At 34.2% G+C, this 23,291-nt stretch carries 16 protein-coding genes; 14 read left to right on the forward strand and 2 right to left on the reverse strand.

Features of this window, described 5'->3' with window-relative positions; all coding sequences use genetic code 11:
- Positions 1-37: 37 nt before the first annotated feature.
- Positions 38-451 carry a BrxA/BrxB family bacilliredoxin gene (locus E0W69_RS11235; RefSeq protein ID WP_131330157.1) on the reverse strand — a complete coding sequence of 138 codons (414 nt, stop codon included), beginning with the start codon at positions 449-451 and terminating at the stop codon, positions 38-40.
- A gap of 220 nt (positions 452-671) precedes the next feature.
- Between E0W69_RS11235 and E0W69_RS11240 the strand changes: the two genes are divergently transcribed.
- A complete protein-coding gene (locus E0W69_RS11240) occupies positions 672-1,085 on the forward strand; it encodes an Hsp20/alpha crystallin family protein (protein WP_131330158.1) in 414 nt (137 codons plus the stop codon).
- 64 nt (positions 1,086-1,149) lie between these two features.
- Here E0W69_RS11240 and E0W69_RS11245 read toward each other — a convergent pair whose 3' ends face one another.
- Entirely contained in the window at positions 1,150-4,569 is a 3,420-nt protein-coding gene (locus E0W69_RS11245; protein ID WP_131330159.1) for a UvrD-helicase domain-containing protein, read from the reverse strand.
- Between the two features lie 128 nt (positions 4,570-4,697).
- Between E0W69_RS11245 and hisA the strand changes: the two genes are divergently transcribed.
- The 13 genes from hisA to E0W69_RS11310 all read left to right on the forward strand — a co-directional run bounded on the left by hisA (position 4,698) and on the right by E0W69_RS11310 (position 23,141).
- Positions 4,698-5,414, forward strand: coding sequence for a 1-(5-phosphoribosyl)-5-[(5-phosphoribosylamino)methylideneamino]imidazole-4-carboxamide isomerase (gene hisA, locus E0W69_RS11250; protein ID WP_131330160.1), 717 nt, complete (start codon positions 4,698-4,700; stop codon positions 5,412-5,414).
- A gap of 8 nt (positions 5,415-5,422) precedes the next feature.
- Positions 5,423-6,442, forward strand: a complete 1,020-nt coding sequence (locus E0W69_RS11255) for a WD40/YVTN/BNR-like repeat-containing protein (protein ID WP_131330161.1) — start codon at positions 5,423-5,425, stop codon at positions 6,440-6,442.
- Positions 6,443-6,467: 25 nt separating this feature from the next.
- A complete protein-coding gene (locus E0W69_RS11260) occupies positions 6,468-7,913 on the forward strand; it encodes a DUF3943 domain-containing protein (protein ID WP_131330162.1) in 1,446 nt (481 codons plus the stop codon).
- A gap of 59 nt (positions 7,914-7,972) precedes the next feature.
- Entirely contained in the window at positions 7,973-8,986 is a 1,014-nt protein-coding gene (locus E0W69_RS11265) for a helix-turn-helix domain-containing protein (RefSeq protein WP_131330163.1), read from the forward strand.
- Between the two features lie 437 nt (positions 8,987-9,423).
- The gene (locus E0W69_RS11270; protein ID WP_225321239.1) at positions 9,424-11,238 is read left to right on the forward strand and encodes a DUF885 domain-containing protein; all 1,815 of its coding nucleotides are present in this window, start codon (positions 9,424-9,426) and stop codon (positions 11,236-11,238) included.
- Between the two features lie 14 nt (positions 11,239-11,252).
- Positions 11,253-13,064 carry a serine hydrolase gene (locus tag E0W69_RS11275; protein WP_131330164.1) on the forward strand — a complete coding sequence of 604 codons (1,812 nt, stop codon included), beginning with the start codon at positions 11,253-11,255 and terminating at the stop codon, positions 13,062-13,064.
- Between the two features lie 12 nt (positions 13,065-13,076).
- On the forward strand, positions 13,077-15,137 hold the full coding sequence (locus E0W69_RS11280) for a M13 family metallopeptidase (RefSeq protein WP_131330165.1): 2,061 nt from the start codon (positions 13,077-13,079) through the stop codon (positions 15,135-15,137).
- Between the two features lie 68 nt (positions 15,138-15,205).
- Positions 15,206-16,198 (forward strand): CPBP family intramembrane glutamic endopeptidase, encoded by a 993-nt coding sequence (locus tag E0W69_RS11285; protein WP_131330166.1) that lies wholly within the window; start codon positions 15,206-15,208, stop codon positions 16,196-16,198.
- Positions 16,199-16,343: 145 nt separating this feature from the next.
- Entirely contained in the window at positions 16,344-17,726 is a 1,383-nt protein-coding gene (locus E0W69_RS11290) for a tetratricopeptide repeat protein (protein WP_131330167.1), read from the forward strand.
- A gap of 58 nt (positions 17,727-17,784) precedes the next feature.
- Positions 17,785-18,963, forward strand: coding sequence for a C45 family autoproteolytic acyltransferase/hydolase (locus E0W69_RS11295; protein WP_131330168.1), 1,179 nt, complete (start codon positions 17,785-17,787; stop codon positions 18,961-18,963).
- A 14-nt stretch (positions 18,964-18,977) separates the two neighbouring features.
- Positions 18,978-21,143 carry a S9 family peptidase gene (locus E0W69_RS11300; protein WP_131330169.1) on the forward strand — a complete coding sequence of 722 codons (2,166 nt, stop codon included), beginning with the start codon at positions 18,978-18,980 and terminating at the stop codon, positions 21,141-21,143.
- 15 nt (positions 21,144-21,158) lie between these two features.
- On the forward strand, positions 21,159-21,632 hold the full coding sequence (locus E0W69_RS11305) for a hypothetical protein (protein WP_131330170.1): 474 nt from the start codon (positions 21,159-21,161) through the stop codon (positions 21,630-21,632).
- On the forward strand, positions 21,633-23,141 hold the full coding sequence (locus E0W69_RS11310) for a M1 family metallopeptidase (protein WP_131330171.1): 1,509 nt from the start codon (positions 21,633-21,635) through the stop codon (positions 23,139-23,141).
- Positions 23,142-23,291 lie beyond the last annotated feature (150 nt).

Genomic DNA, 23,291 nt, shown 5'->3' on the forward strand with positions numbered 1-23,291 from the left:
TCAGAGGAAGAAGCTTTTCAAATATAGTGATTATTTTCTAACAAAACTCATCGAAAGCGCCATCTAAATTGGCTGCAATTAATTGTGCTGGACGACCTTCAATCTGATGACGTTCAACGAAATGTACTAATTCACCATCTTTAAACAAGGCAATTGCTGGAGAAGATGGAGGATAAGGCAATAAATGTTGTCTTAAAGTAGCTACTGCATCGCCATCAAATCCTGCGAAAGTTGTAGCCAAATTTGTAGGTTTTTTGTTGGCATGCTCTACCGCCATCAACACACCTGGTCTTGCACTTCCCGCGGAACATCCGCATACGGAATTGATCATAATTAAAGTAGTACCTGGTTGTTTCAATGCATTTTCGATATCTTCTGGAGTTTTCAAATCTGCAAATCCATTATCTGTTAATTCTGCCTTCATTGGCAGTACGATTTCTGCTGGATACATAATTTTCCTTTTTTAGGACACAAATGTAAATAAAAGTTACAACATCGATTATTTATTTGACTCATTTTATTGTCAAAATTACGCTAAGAAATTTCAAATAAAGACATTTTGACATATTTAAAACGCAAAAACAGTCATATTGACATTTAAAATAAGTAAAAATTGTATTGGTACACAAATTGAAAATCTATCTGCATTAACAACAAAAAAAATAAAAATTATGAACGCAATAGTTAGAAACAACAATCTTGGTAATTTATTTGATGAATTATTTTCTACCATTCCTAATGCTTGGAATAAAGAAAATGCGCTTCCTCCTGTAAATATTACAGAAGATGAAAATGGATATCATTTACAATTGATTGCTGCTGGTTTGCAAAAAGATGATTTTAAGATAAACCTTGAAAAAGGCTTATTAACAATCAGTTACGAAAAGCAACATAAGGAAGATGAGAAAAAACCTAAATCTCACAGAATTGAATATACATTGAATAGTTTCAAACGTAGCTTCAATGTGGATGAAAATATTGATACGGAAAATATCAGCGCAGGTTATGAAAATGGAATTTTAAATATTAATCTTCCAAAAAAGCAAGAAGTTAAGGTTTTACCTAAACAAATTGCTATACAATAAGGTTATTTAAACTCGGTGTTACTTCAAGAACGGCAGGGTTCAGATTGAAAGATCTGGGCCCTTTTTATGTATTTGACAGTACATGTTCCAATCTTATGATTTCCTCTAAATCGGGTTTGGCTGTAAATACTCCATAAGAGGTATCCGACCTTACGCCCCTTAGGAATAAATAAATAACACCTCCGAAATTTTGTTCATAGCTCATACCTCTAGATTCGATGTATTTTTTTACAGCAACAGTATAAATTAAATATTGCAAATGATAATTGTTTTCATTCATGGCTGAAAATAAACGCTCATCGACATAATCATCTAATTCATAACCTAAATAGTTGGTTTTCCAATCTAAAATATACAATTTCCCTTCATACTCAAACAATAAATCTATTTTTCCATTCATCATACCATCCACCTCTTTCTCAGATGATAATTTTAATAAAACGGCTCTCTTTTCTTGAGAAAAATGCTCTAACAATTCAAACTCAAAATTGCGAATTGGAAAATCAAATTCTAGTTCAGACAAGCGCTTATTGCGAATAACTGTATTTAATTTAATATGCTGATTATCAATTAAAATATCTGCATTTAATATATTCTTAATTAAAGCTTGAATTGGCAAAATATACTCTTCTACATTTTGTGGAAAATAAGAATGAAGCGTATCTTTTATGACATTATTATTATACAAACCCACACTATCAACAAAGTCAATTTTTTCTAAAATATCGTGCAATAAATTTCCTGCTAGCGCACCAAATTTTAATTTTGAAAATATGAATTCATCGTAGGCATTTTTAAATTCCTTGCTTCTTTCCTTAGGAATACCTAAATGATGAGCGGCTATTGCCGTATAGCTTAATTTAAACCAAGGATCATCTTTAAAGCAACTCAATTCTATCCTATTCTCTATTGTAGTAGTAGATACTTTAGTTGGTTTATATTGAGATAATTTATATAAATCAATTGTCTCAATATATTGTATTTCAATTATATCATTAGAAATACTATTGTAATAATAATTCATGGTACTGTTGGGATTCCAGGTACTACTCAATACATGACATTGTGCCTTCGCTCGTGTTAAGGCTACATAAATTAATCGACGATTCTCTTGTTCTAATTCCAAACTAAAATTAGCCGCCTCTATTTCAGTCAAAAATGCTTGCTCTTTTGTAACGAAATTTTTTCCATCTTTAAATGTCACAAATTCTGATTTTACATTATCTGAAAAATCAACTTCTGGACAGATGACGATTCCATATTCCAAACCTTTACTTTTGTGAATAGTAATAATTGTCACGGCATTTTCATCGCTTTCTATACGCATTAAATATTCATCCCCTTGTTCCTCTCTTCCATCCATTCTCTTTTTCAACCAGTTACGAAGATCTTCTTCTTTTAGATTTTGCTTTTGTTCTGCTTTATTTAGAATTTCTGCAATTTGTGTAACATTTGCCCAAATACGGTCACTGGCATTTTGCGATTTCAATTTTCCTTCAATATCAAATTGTATAAAAAATGCTTGTAAAGTGGGATAAATGCCCTTATCTCCCCATTTATTTCGCAATTGATAAAAGCGTTGTACCAAATCTTCTGTATCTAAATGCAAAATTTTTTCATTTTCATAATTTAAAATATTGCTTTTCAATACTTTAAAGATGTTGTTGATTTTTGGTTCGATAATCGCTTCAAGTAAGTAATACATACTTTTGGCTTCATCAGAAGTAAGCACCTTTTGATCATATAACATGACCGAAGGAATCCCAATTCGCGACAATTCTTTTTTAATTTCGGATCCTTTACTATTCGTACGAACGATTATTCCAATATCTTTGGGTTCGATTTTTTTTGCTTTCTTACCGTCCTGAATTTTGTAAGATGTATCGGTAAGTAATTGATGTGTTAATTGGACCGCTTTATTAATTAAAACTTCATTTTTGTTACCTGACCAAAGCTGCAAACCACTTTCAACTTCCCCATTTTTTGTAACTTCCAAAGATGTTTTTTGCGCATCGACGTTTATATAACTGATCCGATTGGGTGAAGTTTGATCGGGAAAACTAAAAGTGTCAAAATCGGGATATGGCTGAAAAAAATAATTGAGTTTATCAATGATATTTTTACCAGAACGAAAATTGGTTTTCATGGAAAAAATACGCTCACCCACATTATTTTTTGCTTCGAAATAAGTATCTAAATCAGCCTTGCGCCAAGCATAAATACTTTGTTTAGAATCACCGATCAAAAATATTACAGCATCATTATATCCAAATGTTTTTTGGAAAATAGTGTACTGTTCACTATCTGTATCTTGGAACTCATCAACAAATACAGCTTTATATTTTTTCTGTAATTGCGTAACAAAGGATTCGGAATTCTCCACTGCTTTTGCCATATTAGAAATCAAATCATTATAACTTAGTAAATTATTTGTTTTCAAATAATTATGATATTTATCTGTTATTTCTTGAATCGCCCAAGCATACAGATTTTGTCTATAAATTTTACTCGCTTCTTTGTGTAAATTATCTGCATCACTTAAGTATTTGATTTTTTCCAAATGAGTGATTAGTAAAGGATCGAACGCATTAGTAACCTTATTGTATTTGAAGCCATTTTTACCCCAACACACATCACACAATTCTATTGGATCTGAGGCCTCTAAATAATTTTTCTTAGCAGATTTTGTAGCATCCGTATTTTCAATTAAATTACTTAATACATTATTTTTCAACAAATTATCTACATATTCATAAGAGATTTTGTAAATAGCTAATATTTGATTTTTACAATCCTCCATCGAGACTTTTTTAAACTTAGCTGCATAGTCTATATTAGGATCATAATTGGCGTAGAATTTTCCATCTAAATGCGTAGAGACAAGTTTTAATATATTTTCTCTAATATTTTGATAACCAATATTTTGTAAAGTATCAGTAGATAAAGTTGATATATTTTTTCGCCAAAATTCATTCAAAGCATTTTCTAATATTGGTTGCGTATCTTGGATCAATTCCGCACCAAATAATTGTTTGGATTCAAATGCAAATTCAGTCAGTGATTTTTGACAAAATCCATGAATTGTCATAATTGCCACTTCATCTAAAAGCAATATGTTAGCTTTTAACCGCTGTAAAGTTTTTTCAATTTTATCAGGATGTTCTAGGAAAAATGCAAGAAGATTTTTATAAATATCAAATTCCGTTTTTTCAGATTCTGATAGTTGCTCCGTATATTCAATACCTTGCTGTATTAATTCAATGAAATATAAAGCTTCTCTACAGAATTTATTAACGCGTGTTTTTAATTCTTCAACTGCACTTTTAGTAAAAGTTACCATTAATATCTCATTGATATTCAATTCATTTTCAATAATTAATCGAAGTACTAAAATACCAATAGAATAAGTTTTACCCGTACCTGCACTAGCTTCTATTAGATTTTTTTCACTTAACTCAATTGACCAAACTTTCAAATCTTTCATACCAATATATCAAAATAGGATTGAATTCTAAAAGTAAAGGATTTCAAAACACTTAAAAAAAGGATTTCAATTTTTTCCTAATAATAAAAGAATAGGATAATTTTATAATTCATTAAAATAGACCAAATATGCAAATCATTCCAGCCATAGATATCATAGAAGGAAAGTGTGTAAGATTAACGCAAGGTGATTATAGTCAAAAAACGATTTACAATGAAAATCCTGTGGAAGTAGCTAAAGAATTTGAAAATGCGGGTTTAAAAAGATTGCACTTAGTTGATCTCGATGGTGCGAAAGCTGGGGAAGTTAAAAACTGGCAAGTGTTAGAAAATATTGCAAATCAGACTGATATGATTATTGATTTTGGTGGTGGTATCAAAAAAGATAAAGATGTCGATATTGTTCTGAATAGCGGTGCATCTTTTGCAACGATCGGAAGTATTGCAGTAAAAAATCCTGATTTATTCAAATATTGGATCAAAACTTATGGAGCAGAATTGTTCCTTTTGGGTGCGGATGTAAAAGGCGAAAATATTGCGATAGATGGTTGGTTAAATACTACAGACATTTCAGTTTTTAACTTTTTGGAAGATTATATACAAGCTGGGATTACCAATGTTTTTTGTACTGATGTAAGCAAAGATGGACTTTTACAGGGGCCTTCCATTGATCTATACAAACGTATTATTGAAAAATTTCCTCAGATTTTCTTTATTGCAAGTGGTGGTGTGAGCAATGTAGATGACCTAAAAGAATTAGAAGAAATTGGTTGTAATGCTGCAATTGTGGGTAAAGCTATATATGAACAAAAAATTGAATTAGAAGAACTTACATATTTTATTTAAATAAAAATATGAGACTAAAACTACTATTATTATTTTCTATTCTTGGAGGAATATGTTCTACAAATGCGCAGAAGATTACCATATTAACACAACACGGAAAGGAATCTTTTCGTGGATTAAGTGTTGTAAATGATTCTATTGCTTGGGTAAGTGGGACACATGGAAATGTAGGAAAATCAATTGATCATGGTAAAACTTGGGAATGGTTTACAATATCAGAATGTGACAAATGTGATTTTCGTTCGATCCAAGCATTTGATAATAATACAGCAATTGTTGTAGCCATCGATACCCCTTCTTTTATTTTCAAAACTAAAGATGGAGGAAAAACTTGGAACAAGGTGTGGGAAAGTCATACGTCCGGAATGTTTTTGGATGCTTGTCATTTCGTTGGAAAAAATGGATATGTAATTGGCGATCCGGTTGATGGTCAAATATTTACCTTAGAGACAATGAATCAAGGTGAAACATGGAAGCCAGTTCAAATATTTGCTCAACCACAAACAAATGAAGCATTTTTTGCATCGTCTGCGTCCAATATTGTATTTAGTAAAAAGATTGCTCCAATCGCCGTTTCGGGTGGAGAACATGCATCTCTTTTTTACAAAAAGAAATCTTACAGATTACCGATCACACAAGGAAAAACATCTACTGGTGCAAATTCTATTGTTTTAAATAACAATAAATTAGAAAATATAGCTGCCATTATTGTTGGTGGAGATTTTATGAACAAAGAAAGTTCGGATAGTAATATTGTTCTGGTAAAGAAATCCTTTTTCCTAAATCCAAATGTATCTGCATTTCAATTATCCAAAACACCACCAAAAGGTTATAAAAGTTCTGTTACACAAATAAATAACGAGACATTTATTGCAACGGGCACCTCTGGGACGGATATTTCGAATGATGAAGGGGTAAATTGGAAACATATTTCAGATCAACCATTTCATGTGATACAATCTGTTTTTAAGGGAAATTGGATTGTTTTAGCTGGCCCAAATGGAATAGTTGCTAACTTAAGTTTTTAATAATAACTAATTGTTAATTAAGGCAATGAGAAAGTTAATTTTATTTTTCTTAGGGATTATTGGTCTACAACATATTGCAATCTCACAATATACTGAACCAACTAAGAAGAAAGACCCTTATCAAAATACGCACGTATTCACCTATCATCCTGATACTATTTATGCACATAGATTTAGAGCGGATGTAACAGATTCTACCAAGCGTAGATTTTGGAAAGCTGCAGGAACATTTGCATTGTTAGAAGCGCTTCCTCAAGTCTATGATCGCTATATAGCCAAACAAGATTATGCAAAGATTTCCTTTAAAACGATTGGTGATCATTTCAAATTTAGTAGTTGGACTTGGGATGATGATGGTTTTACAGAAAATCAATTTGGACATCCCTATCATGGTAATTTGTTTTTCAATGCTTTTAGAAACAATGGTTATAGTTATTGGGAATCCGTACCGGCGGCATTTCTTGGAAGCTATATATGGGAAACTTATGCCGAAAATCAAAAGCCTGCACCTAATGATTTGATTAACACAACTTTAGGTGGATTCACTTTGGGTGAAATGACTTACCGGATTGCACACAAAATCATCAATCCACACAAAAAAGGCAAAAAACGCTTTTTTAGAGAAGCATTTGCAACAATGATTAATCCGGTAATGGGATTTAGTCGTTTGACAGATGGACAATGGGGCAAGTATTATGATCAACCAGAATATACTGATCCAGCATTTGTCACGGGTTCGCTTGACGTAGGTTTGAGGAGATTTAATACCAATAGCAACAATGCATTAGAAAGTGGCAAAAATGATTTTTTCATACGTGCAGCGTTAAATTATGTTGATTCTACGGCTTCTTTGAAAACGCCATTTAGAGAGTTTTACGTACGAGCAGAATTAAGTAATGACGATAGTGCCAAAATTAATAATGTTAGTGTTTACGGTTCGCTTGCGGCTTGGGATATTGGCGGCGATGAGAATTCCATTCAGCGCTTGATGATTACTGTCAATTACGATATGTTTCATAATGTCGCATTTTATTATGGTGGTCAAGGTTTAAACGTAAACTGGCAGACGCATCATTATTTACGCAAAGCGGACATCAGCGGCATTTTGGGTATTGGAGGTATTGCATTAGCTGCCATTCCAGATGATTATTTGCATTATGGAGAATTTAGAAGATATGATTATGCGAGTGGTGGAAGTGTCGTGGCAAATGGATCATTGAATTTGGATAAAAAATTCTTTGCGAGTGTGGTTTATCGTGGAGCCTATTTAAAAACGATTAATGGATTGAAAGAATCGAGTTATTTTTTAAATACCTATTATGTGGATGCCGGCTACCGCATTTGGAAAGATCTAAGTATCAATGCAGAATATGCCAATTACTCATTGCATGGCATGTTCAAAAATTATCCTGATTACGTGAAAAAATATCCCATGTTACGTGTATTTGTTCGCTACTTGATTCATCAATAAGATTTATTCAAACTTAAAAAATTTATTCTAAACTACTAACAATTAAAACCTTAAGAAATATGACTACAAATAATGTTATTCGACTAAAACAGTTGGTCGCAGACCCTGAAGCATATATCAAAGAAATGATACAACTTCATCCTGGTTCCAATCACAACAAGGAAGCAGGCTCCTTTATTATTCAAAATGACATTATCAATTCAGCCCTTCGATATCGATGGTTAGAAGAAGGTCTATTCCTTTTTTGCTTTGAAAGTTTTAGCCCGATCGATGCTCATTTTGAATTTGTGGAAAATCCTTCGGCGGAATATTTTTCCATCATATTTTATTTTACAGAATCGAGTTCGCATACGCCTTTTTATGTAAAAACAACTGAAGGCATTTATTCGGATGACCAATGTGCATTATTTTTCAACGGAAATCTCAATGCGGAAATATTTTTAAAGGCACATCATAAGGCTTTTGGATTAAGAGTAGACCTTCACCATAATTGGTTGAAAAAAAATATCCAAATAGATACTTTACCCAAGGATTCTGTATTTCTCAATATTTTTACAAAAAACCAAACGAGTTACACGCATACCAACTGCAGATCCTATATTTCACCAATACAGTCAATCTGCGATCAAGTAAAAGAAGGAAAATCTCCATTTACGAACTTACTAATTAAAAAAGAGGTATTCCAACTCATTATTGATTATATCCAAGATTTAAATAAAATAAGTATCTCAATATCTGAAAAAAATGACACTTCTACCCTTTCGGATTTGTCTTTACAAAATGCGCTGAAATACATGAAAAATAATATTTATGAAAAATTTCCAGGCTCAGATTTTTTAGCTGAAAAATGTGGATTATCTGAAAGCAATTTTTCCAAAAAATTCAAACATACATTTCACGTAAATGCGAGCACCTATTATAAGGAATTACAAATGAAGGAAGCTGTACAACTCTTAAACCTTGGCAAACGAGTCAAATTTGTTGCACATAAATTGGGTTATCAAAATGTCGCATCCTTTGGCAGAGCATTTAAATTACATTTTGGAAAAAGTCCAGCCAGTTCGGTTGAATAAAATTCAATTTAGATTTTCTGCATAGTTTTTTACGCCCTTAGCATATTTCCCCATTCTACATTCGCATTATCTAACAACCTTAAATAGAATAGATTATGCGAATGATTACTACTGCCGATTTTTTATCGGTATTACGACTGATTTTCTGCTATACAAATAGTAGAAATAATATCATCCGCACCATAATTCATTCTACTTAATAAGAGTCTTTTAGCCTACCGCTGCTTAACCTTGATCAATACAGATTTACCCTAAACTTTTAAAAAATAAAATCAATGTATGATCAAGGTTTTCTTTTAAACTCAAGAGCGCCCAAATAAAGCAAAATCCATTTTCCCTTCCCCCTTTTATTAAAAAAACAAATCCGAATGAAACACATAAGGAAATATATATTATTGATTTGGATATCGATATATATATGCAATCTAACTCAGTTAATGGCACAATACGCTGTGAGCCAAAAAGCCTTTGCTTTTTTGGATATAAGAGAAATTACGGCTTCCATGCAACCTCATTTAGCTAATTTCAAAACGTTTGCAGAAATAAGTTCAATGAACGACTCTATTAAATTACATCAATTATTTGATCAATATTTCAAAGAATCTAATGTTCTAAGTCCGCTTAATGCCACTTTTAATGGCGTGGATGGTTATAATGATTTACTCCCTGCGGATGACGATTTACAGCTAAAAAAAATACATTTATTTTATGCCAATTACCTTTCCCAATTGCAAGGATTTTCTAAGAATACTTTGAGTAAAGAAGATAAAATTAGCTATGAAATTTTAGAAAATGATTTGAAAACGGCTTTGCTTTTAGAAAAATATCATGCGGAATATATGCCCATTACACAATTTTGGAGTTTACCTAGTTTTTTCGCAATGTTGGGTTCTGGAAATTCTGCGCAACCTTTCAAAACCGTGAAAGATTATGACGACTGGCTGAAACGTTGTAAAGCTTACGTTCGTTGGTCTGATGTAGCCATAGAAAACATGCGGAAAGGCATCAAAGATGGATATGTTTTACCAAAATCCTTAGTCGTAAAAACTATTCCCCAACTTACATCCTTGTCTAAGATAGATGATAGTTCATCTTTTTATGGCCCAATAAGGAATTTCCCAAAAGACTTTTCTGAAAATGATCAATTACGTCTTACGCAAGAGTTCAAAAAAATAATTCCTAATGAGGTCATTGTTTCCAACCAAAAATTGCTCACATTTTTCCAAAATGAATATTTACCCAATGCACGATTAACTTCTGGAATTAACGCTTTGCCAAATGGAATGAAGATGTATAAAGATTTCATTTTTGCAAATACCACAACGCACAAAGCACCTGAAGAAGTATATCAATTGGGGCTTTCAGAAGTGGCAAGAATTACGGCCGAAATGGAGAAAATCAAAACCCAAATTGGCTTCAAAGGCTCACTTCTAGAATTGTTTGAGTTTATGAAAACCGACCGACAGTTTTATCCTTTCACAACAGATCAGGAAGTTTTGGATGCTTATCAAACAGTTTACAATACAATAAAACCCAGTCTTCCGAAATATTTCGGCATTTTCCCACAAACGCCTTTTGAAATCCGCAAAATTGAAGATTTCAGGGCTGCATCGGCTTCACCGCAATATTTTCCAGGAGATTTGCCAAGCAACCGCCCAGGTATTTTTTATGTGCCGATTCTTGACCCAACAAAAATCAACATTACCAATATGGATATGGAAGCTGTATTTCTCCACGAAGCCATTCCGGGTCATCATTTTCAGAATAGTATTCAGTATGAAAACACCGCCGTACCTAAATTTCGTCAAAAATATTGGAATAGTGCTTTTGGGGAAGGCTGGGCTTTATATACCGAAAGTCTGGGAAAAAATTTGGGTGTTTATACCAATCCTTATCATCAGCTGGGCGCATTGGGAGCGGAAATGCATCGTGCGATTCGATTGGTTGTAGATGCAGGGTTGCATACAGGAAAGATGACGCGCGAAGAAGCGATAAAATATATGATGAACCACGAACCGGTTTCCGAACAGTTTGCCACCTCAGAAATCGAGCGTTATATGGCGATGCCTGCACAAGCACTTTCATATAAAATCGGACAATTAAAAATCATCGAACTGCGGGATAAATACAAAAAACAACTAGGCGATAAATTCAATATTCGGAATTTTCACGATGCGATTTTGAAAGGCGGTTGTATGCCTTTGATGGTATTTGAAAATTATATGAACGACTGGGCGAATAAAATAAAATAATTAAAATTAATAATATGAAACTATCTAATTTAGGTATCCTATTTTATGGATTACTTGTTGTGACTACAACTATACAAGCGCAAGAGAAATCCACAAAAGACACTATAAATATCAATATCGAAAAACAACTTAGAGGTTTTGATGAATATGGTAACCAACTACTCAAAGATTGGAATTGCCCAGGTATTGGTGTAGGAATTGTATATAAAGGAAAATTGGTTTACGTAAAAGGCTTTGGTTATCGGGATTATGGAAAAAAACTTCCGATTACAGCAAATACATTATTTCAAATTGCGTCAAATACCAAATTATTTACGGCTATATCTGCGGGAATGCTAGTAGATCAAGGAAAATTAACGTGGGACAATCCCATAAAAAACGACGTCCCATCACTTAATTTTTATAATAATGAACTGAACAATAATGTCACACTTCGGGATATATTAGGTCACAGGACAGGTATATCTCGACATGATTTGATTTGGTATAAAGCTACTACCACTAGAAAACAAATATTTGACAAAGTAAAATATCTCGAACCCTCTGCTCCTATGAGGACGAAATTTTTATACAACAATATTCTATATGCATCTGTGGGAGAAATCATTGAATTGAAAAGTGGTAAAACTTGGGAATCTTTTGTAAAAGATCAAATATTTACACCATTAGGAATGAATACCTCTGGGTTTGAACTTTCAGAAAAGAAAAATACGGGAGATTATGTAGTTCCTTACAACGAAAAACGAGATACTAACACATTATACCAAATTCCAATATTTGATTTTGTAAATGGCATGGGGCCTGCAGGGACGATTGTTTCCAATATTAATGAACTTTCCCATTGGGTAATTGCATTGATGAATAAAGGCAAATATGATGGCAAACAAGTGATTCCTGAGGATGTTATATCCGCCACATTACAACCATCTCTATCCTTACCAAATTCTGAACTTTACACAGAATTACAAAATCCCTACTATGGAATGGGGAGAGAGGTTGGCTCTTATCGTGGTAATGTATTATGGTTTCATGGCGGAGATATCGATGGCATGCATTCGCAAATCTCTATGATGCCCAATAAAGATATTGGTGTAATCGTTTTTGTGATTGGCGATCAGAGTTATCCCTTGTACAATACGGTAACATACAACGTATATGAGCGTCTACTAGGTTTGTCACTTACACCTTGGAATGAAAGAAAATTAAAAGATCATATAGCAGAAAAACAAGCAGATAAGGAAGCTAGATCTAAAGTTAATAATAGTCAAGTATCTAATACAAAGCCATCTCATCCTATAGAAGATTATCTTGGTGATTTTGATAACGAGCCTTATGGATTAATTTCTATTTCAAAAAAAGACACTGGATTACAATTTCAACTACATCAACTTATTTTACCGTTGCATCATTATCATTATGATAGATTCGATACGGATAATGATCCGGATTTAGGACAATATTCCATTAATTATCGTACGAATCCTCAAGGAGATATTGATGGTTTTACTATTTCATTAGACGAAGGGGAAGTTTTTTTTAATAAAAAAGTGGATTCTAGTCTCACTGATCCTAAAACCTTAGGATTGTATATAGGAAAATATGAATCTGGTGGATCCATAGTCACAGTTTCCTTGAAAAATGAAAATCAATTATTTCTTTCCATTCCAGGGCAACCAGATTATCAGTTAATTCCTTACAAGAAAAATCAATTCAAACTAAAAGAGTTTTCCGATATTAAAATGGTATTTAAAGTAGAAAATAACAAAGTCATTTCCATGACGCAAATATCAAGTAGTGGCGAATCCGAATTTAAAAAGAAAGACTAAATCATACCAACTATGAAAATATATATTTCGCGTCTAATAATAATTGGACTTTCAATAGCATATCTAATTTCTTGTAAAACTAATGAAACAAGTAACTCTGATCGAAAACATTTCATCGAAACAAAAAACATAGACAGTTCCGTAAAACCGGGTGATGATTTTTTTCAATATTCGAATGGCAGCTGGCTAAAAAACGCCAAAATCCCAGATGAATATTCATATACAGGTATCTTTCTCGAAGCTGACCGCACAATAAAAGGGCATTTGAAAGAGATTTTGGAAAATGCAGCCCAAAACGACAGCAAAATTGGGAGCATATCGCAAAAAGTCGGCGATTTTTACACTTCTGGAATAGATACGGTTACGATCAATAAACGAAATTACGAACCTGTTAAATCTTTACTGGCAAAGATTGATGCCGTAAAATCCATTCCGGAATGGATGCAAATCGCCACCGAAGAAACCGTAAATACATATAATCCCAATATTTATAATACCCCAAATATTTTTGGATTTATTGTATATGCAGACCAGAAAAACAATACAAAGAATATCGCTTGGCTTCTGCAAGCCGGAATCGGGCTCCCAGAAAGAGACTACTATTTCCGAACAGATACAGCAACAATTGACATTCAAAATGCGTATAAAAATTATTTGACGGAATTATTCAGATTAACAGGTTCTGATAGTTCTACTTCCATCAAAAATTCCGAAACGGTTTACAATATCGAAAAACAATTAGCTTCTTCGCACAAAACGGCAGTTCAACTTCGAGATGTGTCGGCCAATTATCACAAAATTTCTATGGAAAAAATTGAAAACGAGCAACCGAATATCGGCTGGAAAGCTTTTTTCAAAACCATTGGCGCCAAAACAGATTCTGTGGATATGGAACAACCGGAATATTACGCTAAACTCAATACAATGCTGAAAACCGTTCCCATTGACGACTGGAAATTGTATCTAAAAGCACACACTTTAACATCTTATGCCAATTTGTTGAGCAAAGATTTTCAAGATGCGTCTTTTAATTACAACAAAATACTAAGCGGACAAAAAAAACAACGCATTCGTGGGGAGCGTATTGTCTCTAATACCGATGCAGAATTGGGTGATGCTTTAGGGCAATTGTATGTGGAAAAATATTTCACTCCGGAAGCCAAACAAAAGATTGACGAACTCATCAGCAATATCGTAAAAGCTTACGCCAACCACATCCAAAACCTAGATTGGATGGGCGATGCCACAAAAAAAACAGCACTCGAAAAATTGAACGCCATCAACAGAAAAATAGGATTTCCTGATAAATGGAGAGATTACAGCAACGTAACCATCGACAAGTCCAAATACTTTGAAAATAACGTTGCCTGCAACCGGGACAATTTTGATTTTATGCTTTCACAATTAGGAAAGCCAGTAGATAAAAGTCTTTGGGGAATGACTGCGCCCACATATAATGCGTATTATGACCCGATGCACAATGATATTAACTTTCCTGCCGGAATTTTGCAATCTCCCCTTTTCGACAAAGATGCCGATGATGCGGTAAACTATGGCGGGATTGGATGGGTAATAGGTCACGAAATAACTCACGCTTTCGATGACCAGGGCTCGCTATACGACAAAGAAGGGAATATGAAAAATTGGTGGACAAAAGAAGATAAAACCAAATTCAACAAAAAAGTAAAACAGATTCAAAAATTGTATGACGGTTTTGCAGTTTTCAAGGATTTGAATATTAATGGTGAACTTACTTCTGGCGAAAACATTGCAGATTTGGGTGGAATGTCCATTGCTTACGATGCCTTTAAAATGACCAAACAAGGAAAAAGCAACGAGAAAATTGACGGCTTTACTCCTGACCAACGTTTCTTTTTGGCGTTTGCGAATTCTAGGAGAGTAAAAAAAACAGACGAATCTTTGCGACAGTATGTGCAAACAGACCCTCACGCTACCAACAACTGGAGAATTAACGGACCATTGATGAATTTCGAGCCATTTTATAAAGCATTTAACGTAAAACCAGGAGAAAAAATGTATAAAGATCCGAAAGACAGGATAAAGATTTGGTAAAGATTAAACCTCATAGGTTTCAAAAACCTATGAGGTTTTAATAATAATAATTAAAAAATATTTTCAAAATGAAAAATATAATAACTAAAAATCCTATCATCAGCTATTTAATTATCTGTTTTCTGATTACTTATTTTTTTTGGTTTTTACCTGTACTAATAAATCTGCCAAAAGACGTGACATTTGCTTATAGTTTAATAGGTACTTGTGGCCCTTTATTGGCAGGGTATTTTATTACTTTAATTCGCTCGAATCAAAAGATAACAATAAGTTCAAAAACGATTTTCCTTATTGCATTTTTGGGTACAGCTATCACCTTGGGATTACGAATTTATTATACCGGAAAGGGATTGCCGGATGCCAATGGAAAGATTCCTACAATAAGTGAAATCACACCGATTGGTTGTTTGTTGTTCTTCAATCTTTGCCTAATTATCGGTATCAACTTCAGCAATTCTACTAACCAAAAATTAAAAGAAAACTATATCAAAACTGCTCTTTTCGACAAAACAAAAATAAAATGGTATTTTTTTGCACTGCTGATATTTCCTATAATCAATATAACGAGTTACTGGATCGCAAAAATAATTGGAACTAATACAACAGATTATTTTGTAAAAACAGACCCTAAATGGTTTATAGGACTATTTAGTACTTATTTCTTTTTTGGCGGAAATGAAGAATACGGTTGGCGAGGTTTCTTTCAAAAAGAAATACAGAAAAAATATTGCCCATTAGTGGTCGTAATAATAATGACGGTTGTATGGTCTTTTTGGCATTTTCCATTATATTTCAATGGATTTTATTCCACAGGAGGAATCAAAGATTTGCTTCCAAGATTTGTTTTCACTTTGCCTATTTCCATTATTTTCACTTGGCTTTACAATAAATCGCAATATGCACTCTTGTCCACTATGATTTTGCATGCAATGCTAAATAATACAGATAGAACGTTAGGTTCATCTGAAAATATTGCCATCCTGTTGATGTCGTTTTTTTGTGTTTATTGTATCATTTCTGACAAAATGTGGAAACGAAATCCCTATAATCCTCCAATATAAAATATCATTTCTAAGGTCAACTCCATTTTATAATTTGCGATTTTAAAATTAAATATTTTGTCTCCTTTCAAATCGTACTTTTTTCGGGGAGAGCTCACACAAACTGGACTTGAAAACTAAATAACAACAGCATTTAAAAACAATTATGAACAAAATTTACCTATGTTTTTTTTGGGGGTTTTTCGCTGTATTTTGTATGGCTCAAAAGAAAGCTGACTATATAAAAGAACAATACAGCCATATTGGCGAACTTTATAGCAAATACCAGCGTGAAGGCAAAAGCGACAGCGTTTTGTTTATCGCCCAAAAATTTTATCCCATTGCTCAAAAATCAGGCAACGACAGCATTTTGCAAAAGGCATATAATCTTTTGGGAAATGCCTATATCATGCAGAGCGATTTTACTTCCAGTTTGGAATATTATCTGAAATCCCTGTCTTTGGCACAAAAACTTGGTGACGTTATTACGACAGGAATAGCTTACGAAAATGCAAGCTATGCGTTTTATTTAGTAGGCAATTACATCAAAGGAGCAGAATACGGAAAAAAAGCAGTGGATATTTTCCTTTCTCATCCGGGAATCAAAAAAGAATCATCAGAAAGCATTTACTATGGAAATCTTGCCAATGCAAAGGACAATTGGGCTTCAAACCTTCTGAAAATCAATCAGTTCAAACAATCATTAAATCTTTTGCTAAAAGGAATAACCTATTTAGACAAAGCCAATTACAAAGAAAATTTGTATTTCCGTTCTGGCATTCTTAGCGATATAGGGAACGCCTATGTGCAGCTTAAGAATCCGAAAAAAGTAGTAGAATATTTTGAGAAATCTACAGTATTAAACCAAAAGTGGAATATACTTCCTGCCGCAAGTGTCACGGATAGATATTATGCCGATTTTCTTTTGAATGAAAACAAAATACCACAGGCAATTTCTGTTGCCAGAAAAGGTCTAGACGCTGCAAGGATTACCAAAGAAAAAATAAGAATGGTGGAATTATCAGATATTTTGCAAAAATCCTATGACAAAGTAAATAAAATAGACAGTGCCAATTATTTTTCCAAACTAATGAATGCCTATCGGGATTCAATCTTTAGCTCCCAAAAAATAATCGAAGTCCAAAACCTGACTTTCAAACAACAAAATGATGAACACGAAGCCGAGCTGGAAAAAGAAAAACTAGCAGAAGAACGTAAAGACAACTTGCAATATGCGGCTATTGGTATTGGTTTACTGGCTTTTTTTATGCTCTATTTTATTTTCAGCCATTCGGCAAAAGTGGGGAAAAGAACGATTCTGTTTTTAGGAATTTTGTCGATGCTTTTGGTTTTTGAATTTCTGAACCTTTTGCTGCATCCATATCTTGGTAAACTTACCCATCATCAACCGTTTTGGATGTTGCTTTGTATGGTCGCTATCGCCGCGTTACTTATTTCGTTGCATCATAAGTTAGAGCATTTTATAATCCACAAACTTGTTTCGAAAAATGAAAAAATACGATTGGAAAGAGTGTGGAAAAAGTCTTAAATCTTAAAAAGAAATCAATAACTGAATCATCAACTAACCCTCCAATCAAACTATAAAAATGAAAAATTTTACAACATTATTCCTGCTATCGCTATTTGTAGCAACGAATGCACAACAAAAAAATACTGTAAAGCCAAAAGATGTTCCCGTTATTGAACTGAGCGGAAAACCCTATGACAGAGGATTTCAATTAGGACAAACTTATAAAACCGAGACGGCTGCATTGTACAAAAGATGGAAAGAAGATTTAGCAAATAGTCTTCAACAAGATGCAGATTCTATTATTGATGATTTTTACCAAAATACCCATTTTCAAGCCGCTTTACAAAAATGGACACCCGATTTGTTGGACGAGATAAAAGGACTTGCAGCAGGTTCTGGTCAGTCTTACAAAGATGTGTATTGTTTTCAGTTGATGGATGAGTTTTGGGTTTATGCTAATAAAAAAATGCACGGAGAAAAGCACCATTGTAGTGGTTTGGGTATTGCTGCACAAGATGGAAACCCCACCTATATTTCACAAAATTTGGATGCACCGAATTATATGAATGGGGCACAGATTTTAATCCATTTAGTTGCTTATAAAAATCACCCAGAACAATACATTTTGAGTGCTGCCGGACTGCTTGCCTTGAATGGCGTGAATGCCAACGGAATTGGATTGACCGTAAACACATTGATGGATTTGCAAGCAAGTGATGATGGTTTGCCGGTTTTTGCTATGATAAGGGGCATTTTAAAACAAAAAAACATCAAAGATGCTTTGGCTTTTGTTCAAAATGTAAAACACGCTTCGGGACAAAATTATATCATCGGAAATGCCGATAGTGTCTATGATTTTGAAGCTTCTTCTAACAAAGTGGTTCGTTATATTCCCGACCCGAAGAATCCAAAAATTGTTTTTCATACCAATCACGCAGTTGCCAACGATGACATTAAACCTTGGTATAAAGGTAGAGTGTATAAAGATAGCAGAATAAGATTCGATGCCATAAAAAATAGATTGGAAGCAAAAAATGTGAATCTAAATGTGGCAACAGTAGAAACTACTTTACGATCAAAAGACGATGCGAATACCCCTATTTGCAGACCGTTTGGAGCCAATGAATACGTGTTTACCTTCAGTTCTGTTATTTTTACTTTAGGCAAAAATCCAACGGTTCAATTGACCAACGGATCACCAGATCAAGCGGATTATGTGTTGCATACATTCAATAACAACAATAAAAAAGATTGAAGTCTAATTTATAAATGAAAAAAATAGCCTTTTTTATATGTACTATTTTTGCGCTCCATGTTTCACATGCGCAACAAAAGTCTAACAATCAAGATTCTGTAACATACGCAGACTATGAACGCGCGGTAAGTCGACTAAAGTTTTCGACTTCTCCTTTGATAGCAAATGCAATAATAGATGTTCCTGTTTGGCAAAAAGACAGTAAAAAATTGACTTATACAAAGTATAATATCAATAAACAAAAAGTAAACGTTGTTGTTGACCTAATCAAAAAAAGCAAAATTGAAACCTTGTTTGTAGAAGATACTACCACCAAAAAAACGCCAGAAAAAACGCCACCAACCGTTGCATCACCAGATAGTAGTAAAGTGGCTTATGTAGAAAACTATAATCTTTGGATACAAGACACAAAAACAAAAATTAAAAAACAATTGACTTTTGATGGCGTAAAAGATTTTGGATATGCTACCGATAACGCAGGTTGGCAACATAGTGATAATGCCATTATTAAATGGTCACCAGATTCTAAGCAAATTACCACTTTTCAACTGGATGAAAGAGCTATTCCCGATATGTATTTAGTTTCCACCAATGTTGGTCATCCCACGTTGAGCAGTTTCAAATATTCCTTGCCCGCCGACAGTATTTTGCTAATGCATCAGCCTGTTGTTATTCAGACGGAAACAGGGAAATTAGTCTGCTTAAAAATGAATCCAGATTTCCATAGAGGAACAAATGGCGATGCGTTTGAAACAACTTTTGGCGATGCAATGTGGAGTCAGGATGGAAAAGAATTGGCTTTAGCTTCGGTTTCAAGAGACTATAAAAATGTAAAAATACGTATTGCCAATACCGATGATGGTAACGTGAGAGAAGTATTTGAAGAAAACGTTGCCACGCAATACGATGGCACTCCGGGAGATACTATCAATTGGCATTATTTACCTAAATCAAACGAAATTATTTGGTATTCTGAAAGAGATAATTGGGGGCATCTTTACTTGTACGATTCCAATACAGGGAAAGTAAAAAATCAAATTACAAAAGGTGATTGGCTTGTGGTAGCAGTGCTTAAAGTGAACGAAAAAAAGCGAAAAATCTATTTTACTGCAGCCGGTTTGCAAAAAGAAAATCCCTATTTTGAATCTTTTTGTTCTGTGGATTTTTCGGGAAAAAATTTCAAGATTCTTACGCCAGAAATTGGTACGCATCAGATTTTTATTTCTCCTGACGAATCTTATGTGGCAGATATATATTCTCAGCCAAATGTAGAACCAATAAGCATTTTACGAAAAATCGATGGCGAAAAATTGATGGATTTGGAAAAAGCCGATCTTTCTAATTTAAAGGTAACAGGTTGGCAGCCGCCAATTTCAGTAAAGTTAAAAGCCGCCGATGGTATCACAGATCTATATGGCTTGCTTTTTCAACCGCCCCATATCGATCCTGAAAAAAAATACCCGCTCGTCAATTATATTTATCCTGGCCCTCAGATTGGCAGCATTTTTTCTTGGAATTTTGATGCAAATAGCTACGATAATGAGGCTTTACCTGAATTAGGATTTTATGTTCTTACACTCAACGGAACTGGTACGCCTTATCGTTCCAAATCCTTTCACGACAAGAGTTATGGAGACTTATCCCTTAATACTTTAGCCGATCAAATAGCTGGAATTAGACAATTGTCCAAAATCTATCCTATTGATACAGCAAAAATCGGTATTTGGGGGCATTCGGGTGGTGGTTTTGCTACGGCATGTGCGATGTTTAGGTATCCTGATTTTTACAAGGTCGGCATTTCGGAATCAGGTAATCACGACAACCGAAATTATACTGATGGTTGGAGTGACAAATACAATGGATTGACCAAAAATGATAATTTCGCAACACTGGCCAATCAGTTACACGCTGAACATCTTAAAGGAAAACTACTGCTTGCTCACGGATTGATGGATGACAATGTGCCACCTTACAACACTTTTTTAGTAATTGACGCTTTGGAAAAAGCAAATAAAGATTATGATTTAATAGTTTTCCCTAATGCTGTCCATAGCTATCGCGAAAACCAATACTATATGATGCGTCGACGCTGGGATTATTTTGTCACCAATCTTTTAGGAAGAAAACACCCTAATGCATTTTTAATAGATCCAAAATCAGTTGAAACTTTAAAAAAATAATTCTGAAATTTAATAATGAAAAAAATATTCCTTATAATCCTCAGTTTTTTTGCATTCCATATTTGCCAAGCGCAACAAAAAAATGATAGTTCGGAAAACGCTGTTTATAGTCCTTACGAAGCCTTTGCGCCATTGTTTTATCCGATGTATGGCGATAAAATCAGAGCCGCAGATGGAACTCCCGGACCGGAATATTGGCAAAATACCGCCGATTATAAAATTGCCTGCACGCTTTCTGACAGTTTGGATCATTTGACATCCGATGTCACCGTAGATTATACCAATAATAGTCCGCAGAATTTATCATTTGTCTGGATGCAACTGGACCAGAATGTATTTAAAGAAAACGCTACTGGCGTTTTGGCTTCGGCCAATCCTACCAATAAAAGATTCAATGTAGTCGATTGGGGCGGATATACGATAAAAGACGTAAAAATAAAGCTGAACGGAAAAATTCAGAATGCTGATTATTCCATTTTTGACACCTGAATGAAGATTTCTTTACCCGAAAAGTTAGCAGCCAAAGGTGGAAAAATACAAATCATCATAAACTATGAATTTAAAATAACCGAAAACGGGCTTGACCGATCCGGCAGATTAAAAACCAAAAACGGATGGATTACCGAAGTGGGACAATGGTTTCCCCGGATGTGCGTGTATGACAACGTTAACGGATGGAACACGCTTCCTTATATTGGTGTGGGAGATTTTTATTTGGAATACGGCAATATCAATTATGAAATTACGGCTCCGTCCAATCTTTTAGTTTTCGGAAGCGGACAATTAACTAATCCAAAAGAAGTCTTAACCGAAACTCAAATCAAGCGTTTGGAATTGGCAAAACAAAGCGATAAAACCGTTTTTATCCGCACGGCTGATGAAATCAACCAAATACAAAATAAAAACCAAAAACAGCTTACTTGGAAATTTTTTTGTGAAAACACCCGCGATGTGGCTTGGGCAGCGTCTTCGGCTTTTATTTGGGATGCAGCGAGAATCAACCTACCCAACGGTAAATCGTCTCTTGCGATGAGTGCCTATCCCATAGAATCGGTTGGCGATAACACATGGAGCAGAAGCACGGAATATGCGAAAGGAACGATAGAAAATATTTCCAAATACCTTATTCCTTACACCTATCCCACCGCTGTTGCAATAGCTGGACCCGTAAGCGGAATGGAATATCCTGGTATTGTTTTCTGTGCGGCGTTCGACATGGACCGTGAGTTTTGGTATGATATTTCACACGAATTTGGGCACAATTGGTTTCCAATGCTGGTGGGACAAAATGAAAGAGTTTTCTCTTGGATGGACGAAGGTTTCAATGAATATTTGAATTATTTTCAGGATCAAACTTTTAATAACGGAGAATTTGATTCCCAGAAAAATTTTAATAGAAATCTTGTCGAATCAAGAAACAAATACGTCCTTACCGAAAGCGACGAAGCGATAATGAACAGGCCAGATGTGACCAAACTTTCAAACCGATATGCTTTGGCGTATGTGAAACCAAGAATTGGATTGATGATTTTAAGAAACGAAGTTTTAGGCAAAGAACGTTTTGATGGCGCTTTAAAATATTACGCAGAACAATGGAAATACAAACACCCAACTCCTTACGATTTTTTCCATTGCATAGAAAATTATTCCGGCGAAAGTCTCGACTGGTTTTGGCGTGGCTGGTTTTTGGAAAATTGGCAGATAGATCAGGCAATTTCTAAAGTAGAATCTGTGGCAGATAGTGCAAAAGGTTTTGATAATGCCATCGTCATTGACAATTTGCAAAAAATGCCACTAGCCGTGGTTTTAGAAATAAAATACCGAAACGGGAAAACCGAAAGAACCATTTTGCCTGTAGAAATCTGGCTACGCAACAAAACATACACTTATAATTTCAAATCGGATACCGAAATTACCAATGTTGCCATTGATCCAGACAAAGATTATCCCGATAAAAACTATAATAACAATGTCTGGAGTAACCCTATATTCAAGTAATACGGCAATGCTGGGTTCCGGAACACCCATAAAATACATCAGGTCAAATCCTATTAAATTAAGAAAATTATGAAAAGAGTAATCGCGTTTGATTGGATGTCAACAAAATCCAACTGTACAATTGACCAATGGTTCACCGGATCAGGAAGA

It is taken from the genome of Rhizosphaericola mali (assembly GCF_004337365.2).
In the GTDB taxonomy this organism is placed as follows: Bacteria; Bacteroidota; Bacteroidia; order Chitinophagales; family Chitinophagaceae; genus Rhizosphaericola; species Rhizosphaericola mali.

Bases quoted from the DNA above. Each gene is read 5' to 3' on its own strand.
- E0W69_RS11235 (WP_131330157.1), bottom strand. From the start codon at position 451: ATGTATCCAGCAGAAATCGTACTGCCAATGAAGGCAGAATTAACAGAT.
- E0W69_RS11240 (WP_131330158.1), top strand. From the start codon at position 672: ATGAACGCAATAGTTAGAAACAACAATCTTGGTAATTTATTTGATGAA.
- E0W69_RS11245 (WP_131330159.1), bottom strand. From the start codon at position 4,569: ATGAAAGATTTGAAAGTTTGGTCAATTGAGTTAAGTGAAAAAAATCTA.
- hisA (WP_131330160.1), top strand. From the start codon at position 4,698: ATGCAAATCATTCCAGCCATAGATATCATAGAAGGAAAGTGTGTAAGA.
- E0W69_RS11255 (WP_131330161.1), top strand. From the start codon at position 5,423: ATGAGACTAAAACTACTATTATTATTTTCTATTCTTGGAGGAATATGT.
- E0W69_RS11260 (WP_131330162.1), top strand. From the start codon at position 6,468: ATGAGAAAGTTAATTTTATTTTTCTTAGGGATTATTGGTCTACAACAT.
- E0W69_RS11265 (WP_131330163.1), top strand. From the start codon at position 7,973: ATGACTACAAATAATGTTATTCGACTAAAACAGTTGGTCGCAGACCCT.
- E0W69_RS11270 (WP_225321239.1), top strand. From the start codon at position 9,424: ATGGCACAATACGCTGTGAGCCAAAAAGCCTTTGCTTTTTTGGATATA.
- E0W69_RS11275 (WP_131330164.1), top strand. From the start codon at position 11,253: ATGAAACTATCTAATTTAGGTATCCTATTTTATGGATTACTTGTTGTG.
- E0W69_RS11280 (WP_131330165.1), top strand. From the start codon at position 13,077: ATGAAAATATATATTTCGCGTCTAATAATAATTGGACTTTCAATAGCA.
- E0W69_RS11285 (WP_131330166.1), top strand. From the start codon at position 15,206: ATGAAAAATATAATAACTAAAAATCCTATCATCAGCTATTTAATTATC.
- E0W69_RS11290 (WP_131330167.1), top strand. From the start codon at position 16,344: ATGAACAAAATTTACCTATGTTTTTTTTGGGGGTTTTTCGCTGTATTT.
- E0W69_RS11295 (WP_131330168.1), top strand. From the start codon at position 17,785: ATGAAAAATTTTACAACATTATTCCTGCTATCGCTATTTGTAGCAACG.
- E0W69_RS11300 (WP_131330169.1), top strand. From the start codon at position 18,978: ATGAAAAAAATAGCCTTTTTTATATGTACTATTTTTGCGCTCCATGTT.
- E0W69_RS11305 (WP_131330170.1), top strand. From the start codon at position 21,159: ATGAAAAAAATATTCCTTATAATCCTCAGTTTTTTTGCATTCCATATT.
- E0W69_RS11310 (WP_131330171.1), top strand. From the start codon at position 21,633: ATGAAGATTTCTTTACCCGAAAAGTTAGCAGCCAAAGGTGGAAAAATA.